We start from the raw sequence: 17,519 nt of genomic DNA, 5'->3' as shown, positions 1-17,519 counted from the left end.
ATCTAAAGCCGTCTTGGCGCCAGCCTAGCGGATGGTCGTCCGCCTCCTCGGCAATATTACCGAGGCCGCCTCACGCGCCGATTTGATCACTCCTCACACGTTGTCCCCTACTGTTAGCGGGACTTGTCAAACAAACAACCTGAACTGGCGGCGCCTAACATGTTTTTTAGTGCCTGCGGCTTGAATGCAACAATATTGCCCTTACGACACATATCCGTACGTAAAAAAGGCCGCCCGACAGCATCGGACGGCCGCAAAATCGGCTGATTCGTTAACGTTTTTCTAAAAGACGAAGGCTTTCGGACGGGCGAAGCCCGGCAGCAGGCGCGCCGCCGCATTGAACGCGAATCGCCCTGAGACGGTATCACCGGAACGTGTATGGATATATGCGGCGCCCGCGCCGCCGGTGCCCTGCACGGCGACCAGTCGGCCGCCGTCCTTAAGCTGGCGTGTGAGTGCCGTGGGAAGTTCTTCCACCGCGCCATCGATCAGGATCACGTCATAGGGACCTTCGCTGGCACAACCCTCAGATAGCGTGCCCTGAATGACCGCCCCATTCTCGATGCCCAGTTCGACCAGCGTCGAGGAAGCCTCTTCCACGAGTTCACCATCCTCTTCCAGTCCTACCACCGATTGGGCAAGACGGGCGGCAACGGCGACGCTGTAGCCGGTGGAGCAGCCGACCACCAGCACGACATCTTCCGGCGCGATCTCGGCAAGCTGGATCAGGCGCCCCAGGATATGAGGCTTCAGCAGGTAACGGCCGCCGGCGCCCTCACGTACGGCCAGGTCCTGGTCGATATAGGCCACCGCACGCTTTGCCGCGGGGACGAAGCGCTCGCGCGGTACCGAACCCATCGCGTCGAGAATTCTCAGGTCCGTGACGTCGTTGGTCCTGAGTTGGTTGTCCACCATGCGGGTGCGGGACTGTTCGAAGTCGCCCATCCTGTGCCTCGTCTCGTTGCGGGTCGGCAGCCTGGAAACTGCAACAGGTCTCTTATCGATGAGTTCGGTCCGTGACAAGCACCCGTGCCCGCCTTCGCCCGGAACAAGAGGCGTACCCGGCATCGGGCCCGGGCGCGCGGGCAATTGGCAATTGTACGGATGGATTTCACATGCTAGAGTTTTCTTCATCACCTCCGCATGTTGATTTAAACAGGCCGGCAGGCCCCATACGTTAGACTGATGTTGCATTCCTGTGGCGATTGCCGGTGACGAATGAATAGAAGTACGCGCATATTGCCTGACCCGGATCGCGAGTTGCCTGGCCTGGATCATGAGGCACGGGCGGCATGTTCCCAGGGCGCGGCCGCCGTATAGCCGAGTCTGCGCAGGCTTGGCGCACAAGCCTTCCGCTTGGAGCTGCCGCGAAGTTCGCCTGACGAAGCGGGACCATCAGAGTCCGGACCGATAAGACTGACGGCAATGGTATGAGCCGACCTGGTGGGATACGAAGAGCGATGGCACGGGCAATCAGCGCGGTCTTCAAAGACCCGCGACGCGGATACGGTCTATTTCGTCCCTTGCCCAAGGAACGGCCATGAAATCCTCCTGATTGAGTTTGAACCCCCGGTAAGTGCTGGAGCAAGCCTTTGAACGATGGATAAGTTGCACCGGCGCCTGAGATGGGCGCGGCTACAGGCTGGCTGCGATAGCGCGAAGGAGGGAGCGGTCAGGGCGCGGGTGGCCGAGGGACTCTACGCGGCACATGAAGACGGCACGGCGCCTTTCGGAATTCCCGATGCGCAGCGGTATGCCGCCGCTTTCGGCGTGAGCATCCGCTGGCTGCTGATCGGAGCGGGTCCCGTCGATCCCACCCCGGAAAACCGCATTCCCGGGCTCGATGCGGCTTATGGTTTTCCGGTCCACGAGGATGCGGGCCTGCACGCACAGGGCGGCATGGCCGAGCAGGCGGGATATTTCCTGCCTCTTCACGGCGAACCCCTGCCCGCCCCCCTTTCATCCGATCCGGAGCCCGGGCATCCGGATTGGACGGAAAGTCTTTCCGGTGGCCTGAGCCTCCTTGAGGAAGCGCACTTTCGCGCATTGGAACTCGAACGCCAGCTCATGGGGGGACACGGGTCGCTGGAGGATTTCTTCCGGATCGTCCTCAAGGTGTATAACGATCTCATAACGCGCAACGATGGAAGTTCGCGCCGCTAACAACTTGAACTAGGGGTCTGTTCCCACCCCGGCTCCCGCGGCCGGGACTGTTCGCCGGCGGCAGGTAATATGTTAAACACAGGTTTTTTAAGAGTTATTCGTCCCGGCACGGTCCGACGACAATCGCACCCACACAATCGCTGACCGACCTCGGCCATCAGGTTCCACCTGTATATCGCTCCAGGCAAAATCGCAGCGAGGCGGCGCAAGCCCTTTTTACGCGCGGCCTTGATCTTTCTTGACGCATCGACCAGCGATCCGGACCGGCATGTTTGAAAGTATCCTTACAAACCCGCGATTCATGAGCCTGAGGCGGCCTCTATCCTTCCGTTATTCGGAGTTTCTCGACGCCGTCGAACGCTATGATCTTTCGATCATCGTCAAGGCCGTATGCTGGCAGATGTTTGGGCATCCGCATCTGGAAGGGCTGGAGGAGGGCGATCAGGAAGCGCTCCTCGCCCGCTGCCGTATGGTTCTCGTCAGTGTCATGATGCCGTCGCGCCAGCGGCCTTCGGGCGGCCGGGACTATAGTTTGGCCGGCGGCCTGCGCGAAGCGGGGACCGAGCCCTGGGCCTTTCAGTCCGTTCATCCGGTTGCAAGGCGTCTCTGGCAGATCTGGTCGGAAGCCGAGGGACAGATGGTTCCCGATTTCCTTGCCATAATCGAATATCTCCTCATCCTCGACGACAAGGCTATGCCGGACGAAAGTCCCGCCATTTTCTATTGCGGCGAAAAGAGCCTGCTGGCGGCACTCTATGGCAGAGACTGGGTATTGGAGCCGAATGCCCGCCGCCCGGCGATCGAACCAGCCTTCCGCAGGCGCATCCACGCCGCGTATCGTACGGTGATCGAGCGGGACGAACCATCCTTCGACACGCTGAGCGGCAATCTGATCGCGGGTGACGGCATGCCTTGTCGTCTGGAATGCGACCGGTTGATATTGCCGGTGCGAACCGGGAGCGGCGCGCGGCTGCTCTTCTGCCACATCACGCCCAACTCCGCGCGGCGGCAGACATCGGTCGCCCTGCAGGCACCGGCGGCGGTGTAACCGCGCGGTTGGATACGCAGTCTGCGGATTCCGGTTGCTTCGCTTTCTTCCGGCGTCCTTTGCCGCACTTCACGGAAATTTCGGAGCGGATTCCTTCCTGGGGTCACAGCTCTATCTTCGCCGGTTCCCGCGTGCTTAACCGATCGTGACTTACTCCCATTCCAGTAATACCCTGGAAGTTGTTGCTCCCGTCCCGTGAATTCAGCCGGACGGAACGATTTGCTTTGCGTTCTCAACACCATCGAGAACGCCGGATGGATGGCTTTTGCACACGCGCACGAACAATTTTGCACACACCGATTGACAGCCACAGCTAACTAATTGATATAGCGCGCGGTGGCCTCGTGGCGGAGTGGTGACGCAGCGGACTGCAAATCCGTGTACGCCGGTTCGATTCCGGCCGAGGCCTCCAATTTCCCATCACTTTCCGATAGTGCGCTCGCCCGGCAATGTGGCGTGCCCGCCCGCATGGAAGTAGTCGCGCCGGCCCGTCAGCACCAGAGCCAGTTCGTCGAGATCCTCGATCACTGCATCGACGCAATGCATCAGCCCCGAGCGCTTCTGCATTCCCCGCCTTGCCTGCACCAGTTCGTCGCGCGCGCTCTTCATCGTTCCAAGCAGGGTGTCGCGGTCGAAATCGAGCGGCGACGACGATCGGCGTGGGGCCATGACCTTCGTTTCCTTACGTTGCGTCTATAGTGAGTTGAGATATTATGTTCTTCTTTTGTTCTGATTTTTGCCGCTCCTTTTCGCCGCTGTCAAGCACGGCGCGATGATTGCGCGCCACCTCTCGGAAGCGATACAAGCTTGATCCGACGGACATTCGCGCAAGTGGCTGAAAGAACGGAGCGGACATGGAGCATGGCGGCGACCTCGACAGGGCAATGGCGCGGTACGGTGGCCTCGGAGCCGACTGGCTGGACCTGTCGACGGGCATCAATCCTCATGCCTACCCGCTGCCGTCGATCCAGCATTCCTGCTGGCAACGACTTCCTTCCGCCGGTGCACTGGACGGCTTGCTGACTGCCGCACGCCGATGCTACGCCGTACCGGCTTCGCTTGGCGTTACGGCGGCGCCCGGCACCCAGGCGATCATCAGCCGCCTTCCCACGCTGCTGCCTTCTGCGCTGCAGGACTGCGGCGTCGCCGTAGTGTCGCCGACCTATGGCAGCCATGCCGCGACCTGGCGGCGCGCCGGAAAGCGGGTCGAGGAGATTTCCAATCCTTTCGCCCTGCCCGAAGACTGCCGCGTGCTGATCCTCGTCAATCCGAACAATCCGGATGGCCGGCTGATCGGTGTCAAGTCGCTGCTGGAGATTGCCGACCGGCTGGCGGAGCGTGACGGACTGCTGATCGTCGACGAGGCCTTTGCCGATTGCATGCCCGGTGCCAGCGTCCTGGCGCTGGCGGAGGGGCGACCTGTTGCCGTGCTGCGTTCCTTCGGCAAATTCTACGGACTGGCCGGGCTGCGCCTCGGCTTTCTCGCAGGCCCCGCCTGGCTCACCCAGGCGTTGCAGCGTTCGCAGGAAAGCTGGGCCGTCTCCGGACCCGCGCTGGCTGTCGGAACCGCGGCATTGAGCGACACCGCATGGCAGTCGAAGATGCTTTCGCGCCTCGCCGACGAGATGGCCGATCTGAATATCCTGCTGCACGAACGCGGGCTGACGGTCTTCGGCGGCACGCCGCTCTACGCCCTCGTCGCCCATCCGCGCGCCGCCGCCCTGCACGAGGCGCTGGCGAAGCGCCGCGTATGGACCCGCATATTCGACTACGCACCCACCTGGATGCGCCTCGGCCTGCCGGGCGGAGCGGAAAATCTCGCCCGCTTCGACACCGCCCTTCGCGAAGCGCTCGAGGAAGCCTAGGGCCGATGCTCTTCTTTGCCGACGCCGCGTTCCTTCTTCTTTTCGCCCTTCTGGTCGATGCGGCTTTCGGCGACCCGGATTTCCTGTGGCGGCGGCTGCCCCACCCCGTCACGCTGTTCGGCAAGATCATCGAGATCGCCGACCAGGACTTCAACACGCCCGACCTGCCGGCGGGCACGCGCAAGCTCTACGGCGCGATCTTCCTTGCCGCCCTTGTCTTCGGCGCCTTCCTGCTCGGCCTGCTGATCGAGGCAATCGCCCGCGTCCTGCCTTTCGGCGAGATCCTCACCGTGCTCGTCGCCGCCGTGTTCCTTGCCCAGCGCAGCCTCTACGACCATGTGGCGAGGGTTCGCGACGGGTTGCTGCGCGAGGGGCTTGCCGGCGGGCGCAAGGCGGTCGCCATGATCGTCGGCCGCGATCCTGCCCGCCTTGACGAGGCCGGCGTATCGCGCGCGGCGATCGAATCCTGTGCCGAGAATTTCTCCGACGGCGTCGTCGCGCCCGCCTTCTGGTTCCTCGTCTTCGGCCTGCCGGGCCTGCTGGCCTACAAGGCAGTGAACACGGCCGACTCGATGATCGGCCACCGGACGGAGCGTCACGAGGCCTTCGGCTGGGCCTCGGCCCGTTTCGACGATCTCGTCAACCTGCCCGCCTCCCGCCTCGCCGGCGCTTTTCTGGCTATCGCCGCCCCGCTCGCCGGCGGTTCGGTTGCCACCGCCTTCCGCACCATTGGGGCTGATGCCGGCCGGCACCGCTCGCCCAATGCCGGCTGGCCTGAAGCGGCGATGGCCGGTGGTCTCGGCCTCGCCCTTGCGGGTCCGCGCGCTTATCCTGGCTACGTGGTGGAAGATCCCTTCCTCAACGAGGCGGGCCGGCGCGACGCCAATGCGGGCGACATCACCCGCAGCCTGCGCCTGCTTGGCGGCGCCTGCACCTTGCAGGCGGTGCTCGTCGCAATATTCGCACTTCTGTTCTAATCGTCGTTGGAGGCGTTGAGGTCTTCCGGCCGGATGCCCGCATCGCGCGGCCTACCGAGGCTGTGGGAAAGCATCGCCGCCGCTCGTCTCGCCTCGTTGAGGCCGGCCGGCTTGTCCGTCAGCGCCGCGCCCTCTCCCTCGCCGATGGCCCAGGGCTGCCAGTTGACGCCATCTTCCCGCGCGCTGATCTGGCGAACCACCAGCGTCACGCCGCCGGACGTGGCCACCGAGACCCTGTCATCCACCCAGTGCCACTCGATCCCGTCGAGCCTGTCGCTCCTGATGCGTGCTTCGCCCATCGGCCTGACCTCTTGGCGACTTGCAACAACTGCCGAATGACCAGAGTAACGCCCTGCCGTGAAAAACGCGACTTAACTTTGGGTTAGGATCCGGACCTGCCGCTCCAACGCGATCCGCAGGATCGCCTCGATATCGAGCGCGGCTTCCAGATGCCGTGCCAGTTGGTCCAGCACCGCCTCCACCGTCGCGCCATAGGCCAGCGCCGACGCCGTGTCGTCGAGGCCGAGAAGTGCCCGGCGAAACCCGTCCGCGCCGAACAGCCCGTGCAGATAGGTCCCCATGATCCGACCGTCTGCCGAAACCGCCCCGTCGGGATGCCCCTCGCCAGCCTCGCCGATATGGGCGAAAGGACGCGAACAATCCGCGCCCCGCGTTCGGCCGATATGGATCTCGTAGCCCGACAGCGCCGCGCCGCTCGCCGCGTGCGTGCCGTTAACCGAGACGAGCCGCTTTTCCGGCGTCAGCACGGTCTCCACGTCGAGCAAACCCAGCCCAGCCACCTTGCCGGCCGGCCCTTCGATGCCTTCGGGATCGTCGATGCTTGCGCCCAGCATCTGGTAGCCGCCGCAAATGCCGATCACCCTCCCGCCGCGCCTCACATGCGCGGCCAGATCGATGTCCCAGCCCTGCTGGCGCAGGAAGGCGAGATCGCCGATCGTCGACTTCGAGCCAGGCAGCAGCACGATATCGGCGTCGCCCGGCAGCGCCTCGCCGGCGCGCACCAGCACCAGGCTGACGCCCTCCTCCATGCGGAGCGGATCGAGGTCGTCGAAATTGGCGATCCGCGAGGTCACGGGCACCGCGATCTTCACCGCGCCCGCGCTTTGCCCCGCCTCCAGCCCCAACGCATCCTCCGCCGGCAGGCGGTTCGCCGCGTCGAACCACGGCACGACGCCGAGCGGGACCCAGCCGGTCCGCCGCTCGATCTCCGTCATGCCATCGGCAAAGAGCGACGGATCGCCGCGAAAGCGGTTGATCAGGAACGCCTTGATGCGCGCCCGCTCGGCATCGGCCAGCACCGCGTGGGTGCCGACAAGGCTGGCGATCACACCGCCCCGGTCGATGTCGCCGCACAGCGCCACGGGAAGGTCCGCCGCCTCGGCGAAACCCATATTGGCGATGTCGCCGGCACGCAGGTTCACCTCCGCCGGGCTCCCCGCGCCTTCCACCAGCACCAGGTCGGCGCCCTCGCAGGTAATGGCGAAGCTCTCCAGCACCTTCGGCAGCAACTCGTTCTTGCGGCTGCCGTATTCGCGCGCCCGCATCGTGCCCGCGCGCTGGCCCTGCACGATCACCTGCGCGCCGGTATCGGTTTCCGGCTTCAGCAGAACCGGGTTCATGTGCACGCTCGGAACCACGCGCGCCGCCATCGCCTGCAGCGCCTGCGCCCGGCCGATCTCGCCGCCATCGGCCGTCACCGCGGCATTGTTCGACATGTTCTGCGGCTTGAAGGGTCGCACCTTCAGCCCCCGGTCGGCAAACAGGCGGCAGAGCCCGGCCACGATCAGGCTCTTGCCGACATTGGAGCCGGTTCCCTGGATCATGAGGGCGGGCGGGCGGATGGTCATCCGGTTTTCCTGAGCCTGGTCAATACGTTCCGGTCTCTGTTTTCGTCATCCCCTCAAAACTCGATTCCCTCCTGCGGCTTCACGCCGGAGCGGAACGGATGCTTCACCTGTTCCATCTCGGTCACAAGGTCGGCGATCTCGATCAGCTCGTCCTTGGCGTTGCGTCCGGTGACGATCACATGCACGTCCTCGGGCTTCTCGGTCTTGAAGAACTCCACCACTTCCTCGATGGGCAGGTAATCGTAGCGCAGCACGATGTTCAGTTCGTCCAGCAGCACCAGCCGGTACTCGCGGGAGCGGATCAGGTCCTTCGCGGCCTCCCAGGCCTGGCGGGCGGCGGCGATGTCGCGCTGGCGGTCCTGCGTTTCCCAGGTGAAGCCCTCGCCCATGCGCTTGATCGTCACCAGGTCTGAGAAACGATCCAGCGCCATGCGTTCGCCGGTCTCGATCCGGCCCTTGACGAACTGCACCACCGCCACCTTGTGGCCATGGCCGAGCGAGCGGAACACCATGCCGAAGCCGGCCGTCGACTTGCCCTTGCCCTTGCCCGTATGGACGATCAGGAGGCCCTTCTCGATCGTCTTGGTCGCCATGATCTTGTCGCGGGCGGCCTTCTTCTTGCGCATCTTCTCGGCATGGCGGGCGTCGAGCTCCTCCTCGCTCATCTCCTTCTTCTTGTCGCTCACGATGCTTTCTCCCTCGGTCCCAGCCGTTTCAGGCTGTCATGCGTGCTGTTCCTGCGCGGCGTCCACAAGCCCCGGTCGATGGCTTCGTGAAAGCGCGCGACGATTTCTGCAAGCGCGACCGGATTGGCCTCTTCGATGAAGTCCCGCACCGCCTTGTCTTCCAGATAGGCGGCGAAGAGCTGGTCGAAATGGTGGTCCTTCACCGCCCGCGTCGTCGCCGCGAAGGCGAAGAGGTAATCCACGGTCGCGGCGATCTCGAAGGCGCCCTTGTAGCCGTGCCGCATGACGCCGGCGATCCATTTCGGGTTGGCCGCCCGCCCTCGCACCACCCGGCCGATCTCCTCGGCGAGCGTGCGGATGACCGGACGCTCCGGCCGCGAATGATCGTTGTGGTAGACGTTGGGCGCTTCGCCCTTCAGCGTCTCGACAGTGGCCGCCAGCCCGCCCTCGAACTGATAGTAGTCGTCCGAATCGAGCAGGTCGTGCTCGCGGTTGTCTTGATTGTGCACCACCGCGTCGACCAGCTTCAGCCGCTGCTCCAGCGCGCCCTTCGCCACTACGCCTTCGGCCCCGCCGCCATACGCGTAACCGCCCCAGGCGAGGAAGACTTCAGCAAAATCGGAACGCTCCTGCCAGAGCCCCTCGTCGATCAGCGCCTGCAGTCCCGCGCCATAGGCGCCGGGCTTGGAGCCGAAGACGCGATAGGCGGCTCGCTGCCGCGCTTCCTCTGGTGAAATCCCCGACGACGCGGCCAGTTGAGCCGCTTCCCGCCGCACCCGCGCGGCGATCGGATTGGCCTCCTCCGGCTCATCCAGCTCGGCGATGCCGGCCACCGCCGACTGGAAAAGATCCATCTGATGCGGGAAGGCATCGCGGAAGAAACCGGAAACGCGCAGCGTGACGTCAATGCGCGGCCGCTGCAGCTGCGACAGCGGCAGGATCTCGTAGCCCGTCACCCGGCCCGATCCCGCTTCCCAGACCGGCTTGGCGCCGATCAGGGCAAGAGCCTGCGCGATGTCGTCGCCGCCGGTGCGCATGTTCGCCGTACCCCAGCAGGTCAGCGCGATGGCCTTCGGAAACTCGCCCTCGTCCTGGAAATGCCGCTCGACGAGCCGTTCCGCGCTTGCCTTGCCGATCCCCCAGGCGGTTTCCGTCGGCACGGCCCGCACGTCGACGGAGTAGAAGTTGCGCCCCGTCGGCAGCACGTCCGGCCGCCCGCGCGTCGGCGCGCCCGAAGGCCCCGGCGGCACGAACCGCCCGGCGAGCGCGTCGAGCACCGCCTTCGTCTCCGCCTCGCCCGACGCCGTCACGGCTGGTTCGAGGCGCTCCGCGATTTCCCGCAGCACAGCGGCGCTGCGCGGCATTCCGTCAGTCGAATATCCGTCGCGCACGAGGTTGCTCGCCAGCAGTTCCAGCCGCTCCACCGTGTCGCCATGGCTGCGCCAGGGTGCATCGCTCGCGGTCAGCAGGGCTTCGGGCTTCGGGCCTTGCCAGGCGGTCGCGAAATCGCAGTCCAGCGGATCGAACTCGCCAAGCTCCAGATCGGCCGCCAGCGCGCGCAGCAGGCTTTCGTCACCCTCGCTGCGCCCACGCGGCACACGGACCAATGCCACCAGCAGGTCCGTCAGTTGTGTGCCCGTCGGCGCCTCGCCCAATACATGCAGCCCGTCGCGGATCTGCAATTCCTTGAGGTCGCAGAGATGCGCGTCGAGCCGGGCAAGCTTGGTCGCATCGTCCATTTCCGCCGACAGGCCGATATCGATATCGAGCCCGTGCCGCGCCGCCGTATCCAGGATATCGCGCGACAGCACCGCCAGGCGGCGCGGGTCGACGCCCTGCGCCAGGTAATATTCGTCGAGCAGCGTCTCCAGTTCGCCTGCCGCGCCGTGGCTTTCGGCCCGCGTCAGCGGCGGCGTCAGATGGTCGACGATGACGGCGGACGTCCGCCGCTTGGCCTGCGCGCCCTCGCCCGGATCGTTGACGATGAAGGGATAGACATTCGGCAGCGGGCCGAGCACCGCTTCCGGATAGCAGCCTTGCGAAAGTGCCAGCGCCTTGCCGGGCAGCCATTCCAGATTGCCGTGCTTGCCAAGATGCACCACCGCATGGGTGCCGAATTCATGCCTGATCCACATGTAGAAGGCGAAATAGTGATGCGGCGGCACCAGGTCCGGATCGTGATAGGTCGCCTTCGGATCGATGTTGTAGCCGCGCGCCGGCTGAATGCCGACAACGGCATTGCCGTAGCGGTGCAGCGCCAGCCGGAATGCGCCGCCTTCCACATGCGGATCGGCATCCGGAGCGCCCCAGCGCGCAGTCACCCCTTCACGTATCGAATCCGGAAGCGCCTTGAAGTATCTGAGATAGCTTGCAACCGATAAGCTGGCGTCGAAGATTCTTTCTTCCCGACCCTCGAGCGCGTTGGTAGCACCCGCCGACAGACGCGCCATCAGCGCGGCCGAATCCTCCGGCACCCCGTCGATTGCGTAACCCTCGCGCGCCATCGCCCGCAATAGCCCGGCACAGGAGGCCGGCGTGTCGAGCCCGACGCCGTTGGCAAGCCGGCCGTCCTTGTTGGGATAATTCGCGAGCACCAGCGCCACCTTGCGGTCTGCCGCCGGCGTCGTTGAGAGCCGCGCGATATTGGCGGCCAGTTCCGCCACGAAGCGGATGCGGTCCGCCTTCGGAACGAAGCGCACGGGCGTGGATTGCGTGGCTTCGTCCCGCGCGCCCTCCTCCTTGAAGGAGACCGCTCGCGTCAGCACGCGCCCATCCACTTCCGGCAGCACCACATGCATGGCAAGGTCGCGGATCGAAAGGCCCTGATCGCTGTCGCGCCAGCCCTCTTCCGACGACGAGGCGAAAACCACCTGCAGCACCGGTGCTCCGGGCCGGTCGAGCGGCGTCGGCTCGTGCAGCCGCCCCGCCTTCGACACGGCGAAGGCCGTGGCGTTCAACACGACTGCCGGCGGTGCGTCGCCAAACAACGCATCGAGCACGGCGGCACTTTCGGCTTCCTTCAGCGAAGAGACGAAAACCGGAAGCGGATTGAGCCCCTGCTCCGCCAGCGCCTCGCACATCGCCTCGACCGGAGCCGTCGCCGAGGATTGCACCAGCGCCCGGTAGAAGACGAGCGCGGCGACGGGCGCTGCTGGATTGGACCACGTCGCCTTCAGCTCATCTAGGCCGGGCGCGGCGACGCCCGACAGGTGAATTCCCGCCCTCGGCAACGGGCGCGGCGGTACCGGCTCTTCCGACTCACCCAGGCAATGGGCGGCGAAGCGCAGCGCGTTTTTCAGGTTCTCCGGCCCACCTTCGACGCAGTAGCGCCAGAATGTCCGTGCCTTTTCGATATCGATCGTCGAATAGGCCGCCAGCGCCTCGTCCCAGCGGTCGTCGCCCGGCACCACGATCAGCATCGTGTCGTAGCCGCGCGCGATCTCGGCAAGCCGCTCCAGCCCATAGGCCCAGTATTGCGCGCCGCCAAGGAGCCGCACCGCAACCATGCGCGACCCGCGCACGGTCTGCTCCATGTAGAGGTCGACCGAATAGGGATGCGTCAGCGCCAACAGGCTCGCCAGCCGCAGGTCCGGCGCCTCCCCGCCAAGTGCGGCCGCGGCTTCGGCGAAACCGGCAAGTTCGGTATCGGCGGCGGTCAGGAATACGAGGTCGGCCGGCGCCTGGCCGAGGTCGACCGCCTCCTCGCCCTGATCTATCCGCCCGGTCCGGCTTGCCAGGATATGCATCGCCTCAGGCCGCCAGTGCCTGTGCCAGGAGGCCGCGCACGCCGTCGATATCGAAGCCCCTGGTGCCGATCACCACCAGCCGGCCCGGCGCCTTCGCCTCGCGCGCGAACCACGCCTCGACCCGTGGGCCGACCGCCTGCACGTAAACGGGCGCGGCCTTGCCGGCCACCGTCACCGCGCCCTTGATGCGCAGCACGCCCGGCATCGCCATCGCCCGGCGGACCATCTCCTCGACGCCGGTCATAACCTCGAAGGCTCCCGTCTCGATCACATGGCTCTCGAAATCGTCGTGGTCATGGTCCTCGTCGCCATGATGGATCTCGTGGTGGCTCCTGCGGCCGTCCATGTCGTCTTCCGATGCCGAGGCTCGCCCCAGGATGACTTTTGTCGCCACCTCGCCCATCCGCGCAGGGATAATCTCCACGGACCCGCGCACCTGCCGCGCCACTTCCTCCCGCACCTTTTCCAGTTCCGTCCCCGTCACCAGATCGGTCTTGTTGAGCACGACCAGGTCGGCGCAGACGAGCTGGTCCTCGAACAATTCCTCAAGCGGGCTTTCATGCTCCGGTTCCGGCGAAGCAGAAGGAGAGGTTGCAGCCTCGCTCTCGAAGGTTCCGCTGGCCACCGCCGCCGCATCGACGACCGTAACCACCGCGTCGACGGTCACTTTCGTCTTCACGCTCGGCCAGGAGAAAGCGCGCACCAGCGGCTGCGGCAGCGCCAGGCCCGAAGTCTCGATGACGATATGGTCCGGCGCCGGATCGCGAGCGATCAGCATTTCCATCGTCGGCAGAAAGTCGTCGGCCACGGTGCAGCAAATGCAGCCGTTGGTGAGCTCCACCACCTCGTCGGCCCGGCAATCGGCATCGGCGCAGCCGTCGACCAGCGATCCGTCGAAGCCCATGTCGCCGAACTCATTGACGATCAGCGCGATTCTCCTGCCGCCGGTCTCGCGCAGCAGGTGGCGCAGCAGCGTCGTCTTGCCGGCTCCGAGGAAGCCGGTGACGATGGTTGCGGGTATTTTCTGTCCGGCGCTCATAGGCGGATCTCCGGTTGATCTGGATTGGGTTTCATCAGAAGCGGCAACCCGGCGGCCACCAGCACCACCGTGTCGGCGGCTTCGGCCACGCGGCGGTTGAGCCGCCCCTGTTCATCTCTGAAGCGGCGGGCCAGCGCATTGTCCGGCACGATCCCGCCGCCGACCTCGTTGGAAACCAGCACGACCGGTCCCTTAGCGTTAGCCAACGCCTTGATGAGCCGCATCGTTTCCGCCTCGATATCGGCTTCCGCGAACATCAGGTTTGAGAGCCACAGCGTCAGGCAGTCGATCAGGATCGCCCGCTCCGCCCGGCTCTCGCGATCGAGAACGCCGGCAACGTCGCGCTGCTCCTCGATCGTCAGCCAGCCCTCGCCTCGCGAAGCCTTGTGCCGGGCGATCCGCTCTTCCATCTCGCCATCGAAAGCTGCTCCGGTCGCCAGATAGACCGGAGCGAAACCGCTTTTCCTGACAAGGCTTTCGGCAAAGTCGCTCTTGCCCGAGCGCGCCCCGCCGAGGACGAGCATGATATGGGATCTCAGGCTTTCGCCCGTCATCGCCCTTCGCCGCGCTGCCACAGCCAGCCGGTGAGGCTGCCGAGCAGCGCCCAGAAGACGGCCGACAGCACCAGCGAGGCGGCAACGAAATGGCCCTGCAGTTCCGCCGGCACCCGAGAGGCATATTCATGCGGATGCGGGGCGCCGATGAGATGCGGCGCAATCAGCAGGAGGAGGCCCGAGACCTTCAGGCCAGCATTCTCGCGCGAAGCAATCAGCCAGAGACCAAGGCCGGTCGCAGCAGCCGTGCCGAGCCACCAGGTCTGGCGCGCGAGCAGATCGGCAGCAGCCGAGCCCGGCAGTTCGGGCGGAAGGCCGAGCGCAGGAGCAAGCGAAACGGCCGCGAAGCCGCCGATACCCCACAACAGGCCGCTTGAAGCGTCCAGTTTCTTCGCGCCGAGCAGCATCACCGAAAGCAGCATCAAGGCATAGCCGAAGCCGACCAGGACGCTCGAAAGCGCCGTGTAGGCAGTCCGCTCCAGCCCGTCTTCCGGCGCCCAGTCGCCAAAGATCGAGTCCAGGAAGCCGTGACCTCCGTCCTCATCGTGCGCGGCACCGCTATGGGCAAGCCAGAGGCGCGCCTCGTCCTCCCCGGCAACCGCGTGCTGGACGAGCGGCTGGGCATGGGAAGCGGTTTCAAAGACCTCCGCCTGCAGAATCAGCGGCGTCGTGAACATTGCCTGAAGCAAAGCGAGGGCAAGACCCGCAGCGCATCCCGCGCCGAGGGCCACCCCGAAAATCCGTGTCAGCATGGATTGGCGTCACCCGGCGGCCAGGCCGGGCTGCTCCAAATTCAGTGGCAGGGGAAGCCCAGCGCGTGACGGCTGTCATGCGCTGCGTTGTGGAGCACGTTGGAATGTGCGAATCCAGCGCCGTAGACCAGGAACGCGCCGAAAAGGGCGGTGAAGATCAAGGTCGGCAGCAAGGCAGCGCGGGAAGTAAGGCTCTGAGAAGAAACGGCGGAAGGCATGTCTGTCTCCTTTTGTCGTCCACCCGACGACGGTTGGCAGGTCTCGCGTTCCGGCAGGTCTCCTGGCTCACGGGTCGTCGCCGCCCTCGCGCCTTCCCGGACCCTCAAGGCCCAGTGGCGTTTCGCGAGGCGGCTCTCCGCTTACAGTTGCGGGGGCAGCTGCGGCCTTGGGAGCCCTGATTGGGTCCTCCCGCACCGCATTCCCATTTGGTCCCCATCGGGCTTTGCCCAAGGCGGGGAACCGGAACAAGACAGTTCTAACCGCACAATCGGCGCTCAACAAGAACCTTCTGCGGCAATTGTGCCCTCAGAACCGGCGCGTGGAGATCCTGTCCGCAACATAGGCCGCGAATACGAGGCCCAAGGATTTCCACAACACGCCTGAAGCGGCAGCGACCGGGTCCGAACCGCGAAATCGCCTTGGCTTCCCGCCTCCACTCCCGCATCGGCCTCGCTCGTGTGGAAAACTTTTACGACAAAGGGCTTGGCAAGCGGGCCAAGGCTTTGTTATACGCCTGCCACTGACGCGGCGCTCAGGCGCTTGCAGTGAAGGTGGTGATCCCCGGTAGCTCAGTTGGTAGAGCAAGCGGCTGTTAACCGCTGGGTCGCTGGTTCGAGTCCGGCCCGGGGAGCCATCCCTCCTACCACCTTCAAATCTCAAAAGACGTGCTATGCGACATATGCCGCCTATCAGGCGTGCCTGCCGCTTACGCCGCTATTCTCGAATAGAGTACTGGACCTTTCAGGGATTGGAGCCGGCCCGGCGCAGCAGCGTGCAGACCGCCCGGCCCCGGAAATTGCGCGCGTTCAGAGCAAAGTCACAAACTTGTCGTTATTTTTTCGGCTTGTAGCCTACGGAAGACGCTTTCCGAAGGGCAGCAACGCCATCCTCCCCACTCATCAAGACGGTCGTCTTGCTGGACTTGATGGCCCCTCCGGCCGCCACAGCCATTCCGACCGCCGCAACGCTGACATTGTCCGGGATGTCCATGACGAGAACGATGTCGTAGTCGCCGAACGAGAGCCAGCCTCCGACGAGTCTTCCGCCAACGGACTCGCAGACATGCCTCCCGACATTCTCGACGCGGTTCTGGGGATCGGCAACCTGCGCAGCCCAGGACTCGGACGTATAGGCGGCCTGATATAGGTAGAGTGCCATAGCTTATCCTCCCTTCATTCAAGTCAAGTCGGATACACTGAACGGCAGCTTCATCCTATCACACCGGCGGGCTTGGCAGCGCCGTTTACTTGGCTGAGGAACATGAGTGCATGAGGCGCGCTTTTCATCCCGCCGGCTTTCTAACTCGTACCCTCATCCGGGAGTCGGGCGCGGAGACGAGATTTCAGGGCTCATCCGTCCTCCCAAGTCGAATCTCCGACCGCATGGAGTGGGAACAGGCTGAAGACGCTCCTTCTTCTCCAAATTCGCAAACTTGAAAAAACCTTCAAAAATTCCATCCTCTGACATCTCTCGCCGCGCCGAAAGCAGGAGTTGGGACGCGTGCATTTCCGCACCATTAAAGCGAAGAATCCATTGATCACGAAAATGTGATTGATATCGCTGCCGTAATTGCGTCAGGTGGTTGCCATATTTTCTCCAAAATCGGAAACGCGGCCCCGGCCAGTAGGTTACCCTTGGTCACCTAAAGCATTCTCACGCATATTTCGGCCTGATAGCCGTAAGATTCGTGACGAAGATTACAGATCCGGTAGGACTTTTGTCGATAATGTGTCCGGGTAAAGCGGTAGAATGCAAACACTGCGGAACCAAATAAAGAGACAGCTGTTTGCGTGTTGCGCGGACCGGACCCGAATAAAGAAGGCCGGGCGCGCAAAAAGCCTGTGGGAGGCTTCGGATGCGTACCTTAGTAAAAATCGCGGCGGGCGCCGCGGTGGTAGCCATTTCTACAGCGGCCTTCGCCTTTGAGGCGTCCAAGCAGGATCGCGAAACAATCCTGCTGCCAGATGACAAGCTTGCGGTCACGCTTGGCGCAAGCGGCCTTACGGGTAGCCTGACCGACGAAACCGACTATTCCATCTGGGTCGGCGAAGTGGAACTCGGCGGCCGCAAGGCCGTGTGGGTCGAGTTGATCGATGACCACGGCGAGGTGGTCTATGACAGCGAGGTCAGGCAGAACGAAACCCATCTCCTGCCGGATGGCCGTGCCATCGTCGTGCGCGCGCTCCAGAATGAGGAGAACGCAAAGACGCGTATCGCCAAGCAGGATGAAAGCCGCGTCGCTCCCGACGCTCGCCTCGTCGTAACACGCCGCGTGGTGGACGATCCGGCCAACCAGTCGACGATCGAGTTCATTGAGGAGAAACCTCAGCGGGAACAATCCGCGCTGACGGCGCTTGCCGATTTCGGCAACCACGTCTGGACGTCGATTGTGGTGGTGTTTCACGCCGCGGCCGATAGCGTGAAAACCGCCTGGAGCTGGCTCTTCGGATCCGCCCAGGCCTGAACGAATTTTCAAGTCCGGCTATCGCACCCGGGCTTTGGCACGGGCCGGCGGAGTAACCTCCGTCGGCTTTTCCGCGTCTCGGACAATTTCCCGCCACTGTCCGGCGTCCGATGATCCGCCTGGGCTGGCGCGCCGTAA

At 64.4% G+C, this 17,519-nt stretch carries 16 protein-coding genes, 2 tRNA genes and 1 riboswitch; of the genes, 7 read left to right on the top strand and 11 right to left on the bottom strand.

The window, feature by feature from the left end; genetic code table 11:
* Positions 1 to 282: 282 nt before the first annotated feature.
* Positions 283 to 945, bottom strand: a complete 663-nt coding sequence (locus H2509_RS04880) for a protein-L-isoaspartate O-methyltransferase family protein (RefSeq protein WP_182162877.1) — start codon at positions 943 to 945, stop codon at positions 283 to 285.
* 654 nt (positions 946 to 1,599) lie between these two features.
* On the opposite strand from H2509_RS04880, the gene H2509_RS04875 reads away from it, so the two are divergent.
* The 3 genes from H2509_RS04875 to H2509_RS04865 all read left to right on the top strand — a co-directional run bounded on the left by H2509_RS04875 (position 1,600) and on the right by H2509_RS04865 (position 3,623).
* Positions 1,600 to 2,163 (top strand): helix-turn-helix domain-containing protein, encoded by a 564-nt coding sequence (locus H2509_RS04875; RefSeq protein ID WP_182162875.1) that lies wholly within the window; start codon positions 1,600 to 1,602, stop codon positions 2,161 to 2,163.
* A gap of 301 nt (positions 2,164 to 2,464) precedes the next feature.
* Positions 2,465 to 3,211, top strand: coding sequence for a hypothetical protein (locus H2509_RS04870; RefSeq protein ID WP_182162873.1), 747 nt, complete (start codon positions 2,465 to 2,467; stop codon positions 3,209 to 3,211).
* 338 nt (positions 3,212 to 3,549) lie between these two features.
* Positions 3,550 to 3,623, top strand: a tRNA-Cys gene (locus tag H2509_RS04865).
* An 8-nt stretch (positions 3,624 to 3,631) separates the two neighbouring features.
* Here H2509_RS04865 and H2509_RS04860 read toward each other — a convergent pair.
* The gene (locus tag H2509_RS04860) at positions 3,632 to 3,880 is read right to left on the bottom strand and encodes a hypothetical protein (protein ID WP_182162871.1); all 249 of its coding nucleotides are present in this window, start codon (positions 3,878 to 3,880) and stop codon (positions 3,632 to 3,634) included.
* A 185-nt stretch (positions 3,881 to 4,065) separates the two neighbouring features.
* On the opposite strand from H2509_RS04860, the gene cobD reads away from it, so the two are divergent.
* Together cobD and cbiB are read left to right on the top strand one after the other, a co-directional pair.
* Complete coding sequence (gene cobD / locus H2509_RS04855) at positions 4,066 to 5,076, top strand: threonine-phosphate decarboxylase CobD (protein WP_182162869.1); 1,011 nt, start codon at positions 4,066 to 4,068, stop codon at positions 5,074 to 5,076.
* A 5-nt stretch (positions 5,077 to 5,081) separates the two neighbouring features.
* On the top strand, positions 5,082 to 6,053 hold the full coding sequence (gene cbiB, locus H2509_RS04850) for an adenosylcobinamide-phosphate synthase CbiB (protein ID WP_182162867.1): 972 nt from the start codon (positions 5,082 to 5,084) through the stop codon (positions 6,051 to 6,053).
* On the opposite strand, the gene H2509_RS04845 is transcribed toward cbiB, so the two are convergent.
* From H2509_RS04845 to H2509_RS04810, 8 genes are all read right to left on the bottom strand, one after another.
* The gene (locus H2509_RS04845) at positions 6,050 to 6,352 is read right to left on the bottom strand and encodes a hypothetical protein (RefSeq protein WP_182162865.1); all 303 of its coding nucleotides are present in this window, start codon (positions 6,350 to 6,352) and stop codon (positions 6,050 to 6,052) included. The genes cbiB and H2509_RS04845 overlap by 4 nt on opposite strands.
* A gap of 72 nt (positions 6,353 to 6,424) precedes the next feature.
* Positions 6,425 to 7,921 carry a cobyric acid synthase gene (locus H2509_RS04840; protein ID WP_182162863.1) on the bottom strand — a complete coding sequence of 499 codons (1,497 nt, stop codon included), beginning with the start codon at positions 7,919 to 7,921 and terminating at the stop codon, positions 6,425 to 6,427.
* A gap of 53 nt (positions 7,922 to 7,974) precedes the next feature.
* The gene (gene cobO / locus H2509_RS04835) at positions 7,975 to 8,586 is read right to left on the bottom strand and encodes a cob(I)yrinic acid a,c-diamide adenosyltransferase (RefSeq protein ID WP_182163771.1); all 612 of its coding nucleotides are present in this window, start codon (positions 8,584 to 8,586) and stop codon (positions 7,975 to 7,977) included.
* 17 nt (positions 8,587 to 8,603) lie between these two features.
* Positions 8,604 to 12,353, bottom strand: coding sequence for a cobaltochelatase subunit CobN (gene cobN, locus H2509_RS04830; protein ID WP_182162861.1), 3,750 nt, complete (start codon positions 12,351 to 12,353; stop codon positions 8,604 to 8,606).
* Positions 12,354 to 12,357: 4 nt separating this feature from the next.
* Positions 12,358 to 13,392, bottom strand: coding sequence for a cobalamin biosynthesis protein CobW (gene cobW / locus H2509_RS04825; protein WP_182162859.1), 1,035 nt, complete (start codon positions 13,390 to 13,392; stop codon positions 12,358 to 12,360).
* Positions 13,389 to 13,946, bottom strand: a complete 558-nt coding sequence (cobU, locus tag H2509_RS04820) for a bifunctional adenosylcobinamide kinase/adenosylcobinamide-phosphate guanylyltransferase (RefSeq protein WP_182162856.1) — start codon at positions 13,944 to 13,946, stop codon at positions 13,389 to 13,391. Before cobU ends, cobW begins: the two co-directional genes overlap by 4 nt.
* Positions 13,943 to 14,698 carry a CbtA family protein gene (locus H2509_RS04815; protein WP_182162854.1) on the bottom strand — a complete coding sequence of 252 codons (756 nt, stop codon included), beginning with the start codon at positions 14,696 to 14,698 and terminating at the stop codon, positions 13,943 to 13,945. The genes cobU and H2509_RS04815 overlap by 4 nt, the downstream gene beginning before the upstream one ends.
* 41 nt (positions 14,699 to 14,739) lie before the next feature.
* Positions 14,740 to 14,916: a CbtB domain-containing protein gene (locus tag H2509_RS04810; protein ID WP_182162852.1), complete on the bottom strand. Its 177-nt coding sequence runs from the start codon at positions 14,914 to 14,916 to the stop codon at positions 14,740 to 14,742.
* A 35-nt stretch (positions 14,917 to 14,951) separates the two neighbouring features.
* A riboswitch (cobalamin riboswitch) is annotated at positions 14,952 to 15,177 on the bottom strand.
* A gap of 298 nt (positions 15,178 to 15,475) precedes the next feature.
* Here H2509_RS04810 and H2509_RS04805 point away from each other — a divergent pair.
* Positions 15,476 to 15,551: transfer RNA gene (locus H2509_RS04805), tRNA-Asn, on the top strand.
* A gap of 197 nt (positions 15,552 to 15,748) precedes the next feature.
* On the opposite strand, the gene H2509_RS04800 is transcribed toward H2509_RS04805, so the two are convergent.
* Positions 15,749 to 16,075, bottom strand: a complete 327-nt coding sequence (locus H2509_RS04800) for a GYD domain-containing protein (protein ID WP_182162850.1) — start codon at positions 16,073 to 16,075, stop codon at positions 15,749 to 15,751.
* A 697-nt stretch (positions 16,076 to 16,772) separates the two neighbouring features.
* Between H2509_RS04800 and H2509_RS04795 the strand changes: the two genes are divergently transcribed.
* Entirely contained in the window at positions 16,773 to 17,381 is a 609-nt protein-coding gene (locus H2509_RS04795; protein ID WP_209001801.1) for a hypothetical protein, read from the top strand.
* Positions 17,382 to 17,519: the final 138 nt, after the last annotated feature.

The organism is Stappia albiluteola (genome assembly GCF_014050225.1).
GTDB lineage: Bacteria > Pseudomonadota > Alphaproteobacteria > Rhizobiales > Stappiaceae > Hongsoonwoonella > Hongsoonwoonella albiluteola.
Note: the sequence above shows the minus strand (reverse complement) of the source record. Positions and strands in the feature narration are given on the sequence as shown.

Coding starts and splice junctions, on each gene's coding strand:
- H2509_RS04880 (WP_182162877.1), bottom strand. CDS start 945: ATGGGCGACTTCGAACAGTCCCGCACCCGCATGGTGGACAACCAACTC.
- H2509_RS04875 (WP_182162875.1), top strand. CDS start 1,600: ATGGATAAGTTGCACCGGCGCCTGAGATGGGCGCGGCTACAGGCTGGC.
- H2509_RS04870 (WP_182162873.1), top strand. CDS start 2,465: ATGAGCCTGAGGCGGCCTCTATCCTTCCGTTATTCGGAGTTTCTCGAC.
- H2509_RS04860 (WP_182162871.1), bottom strand. CDS start 3,880: ATGGCCCCACGCCGATCGTCGTCGCCGCTCGATTTCGACCGCGACACC.
- cobD (WP_182162869.1), top strand. CDS start 4,066: ATGGAGCATGGCGGCGACCTCGACAGGGCAATGGCGCGGTACGGTGGC.
- cbiB (WP_182162867.1), top strand. CDS start 5,082: ATGCTCTTCTTTGCCGACGCCGCGTTCCTTCTTCTTTTCGCCCTTCTG.
- H2509_RS04845 (WP_182162865.1), bottom strand. CDS start 6,352: ATGGGCGAAGCACGCATCAGGAGCGACAGGCTCGACGGGATCGAGTGG.
- H2509_RS04840 (WP_182162863.1), bottom strand. CDS start 7,921: ATGACCATCCGCCCGCCCGCCCTCATGATCCAGGGAACCGGCTCCAAT.
- cobO (WP_182163771.1), bottom strand. CDS start 8,586: ATGAGCGAGGAGGAGCTCGACGCCCGCCATGCCGAGAAGATGCGCAAG.
- cobN (WP_182162861.1), bottom strand. CDS start 12,353: ATGCATATCCTGGCAAGCCGGACCGGGCGGATAGATCAGGGCGAGGAG.
- cobW (WP_182162859.1), bottom strand. CDS start 13,392: ATGAGCGCCGGACAGAAAATACCCGCAACCATCGTCACCGGCTTCCTC.
- cobU (WP_182162856.1), bottom strand. CDS start 13,946: ATGACGGGCGAAAGCCTGAGATCCCATATCATGCTCGTCCTCGGCGGG.
- H2509_RS04815 (WP_182162854.1), bottom strand. CDS start 14,698: ATGCTGACACGGATTTTCGGGGTGGCCCTCGGCGCGGGATGCGCTGCG.
- H2509_RS04810 (WP_182162852.1), bottom strand. CDS start 14,916: ATGCCTTCCGCCGTTTCTTCTCAGAGCCTTACTTCCCGCGCTGCCTTG.
- H2509_RS04800 (WP_182162850.1), bottom strand. CDS start 16,075: ATGGCACTCTACCTATATCAGGCCGCCTATACGTCCGAGTCCTGGGCT.
- H2509_RS04795 (WP_209001801.1), top strand. CDS start 16,773: ATGCGTACCTTAGTAAAAATCGCGGCGGGCGCCGCGGTGGTAGCCATT.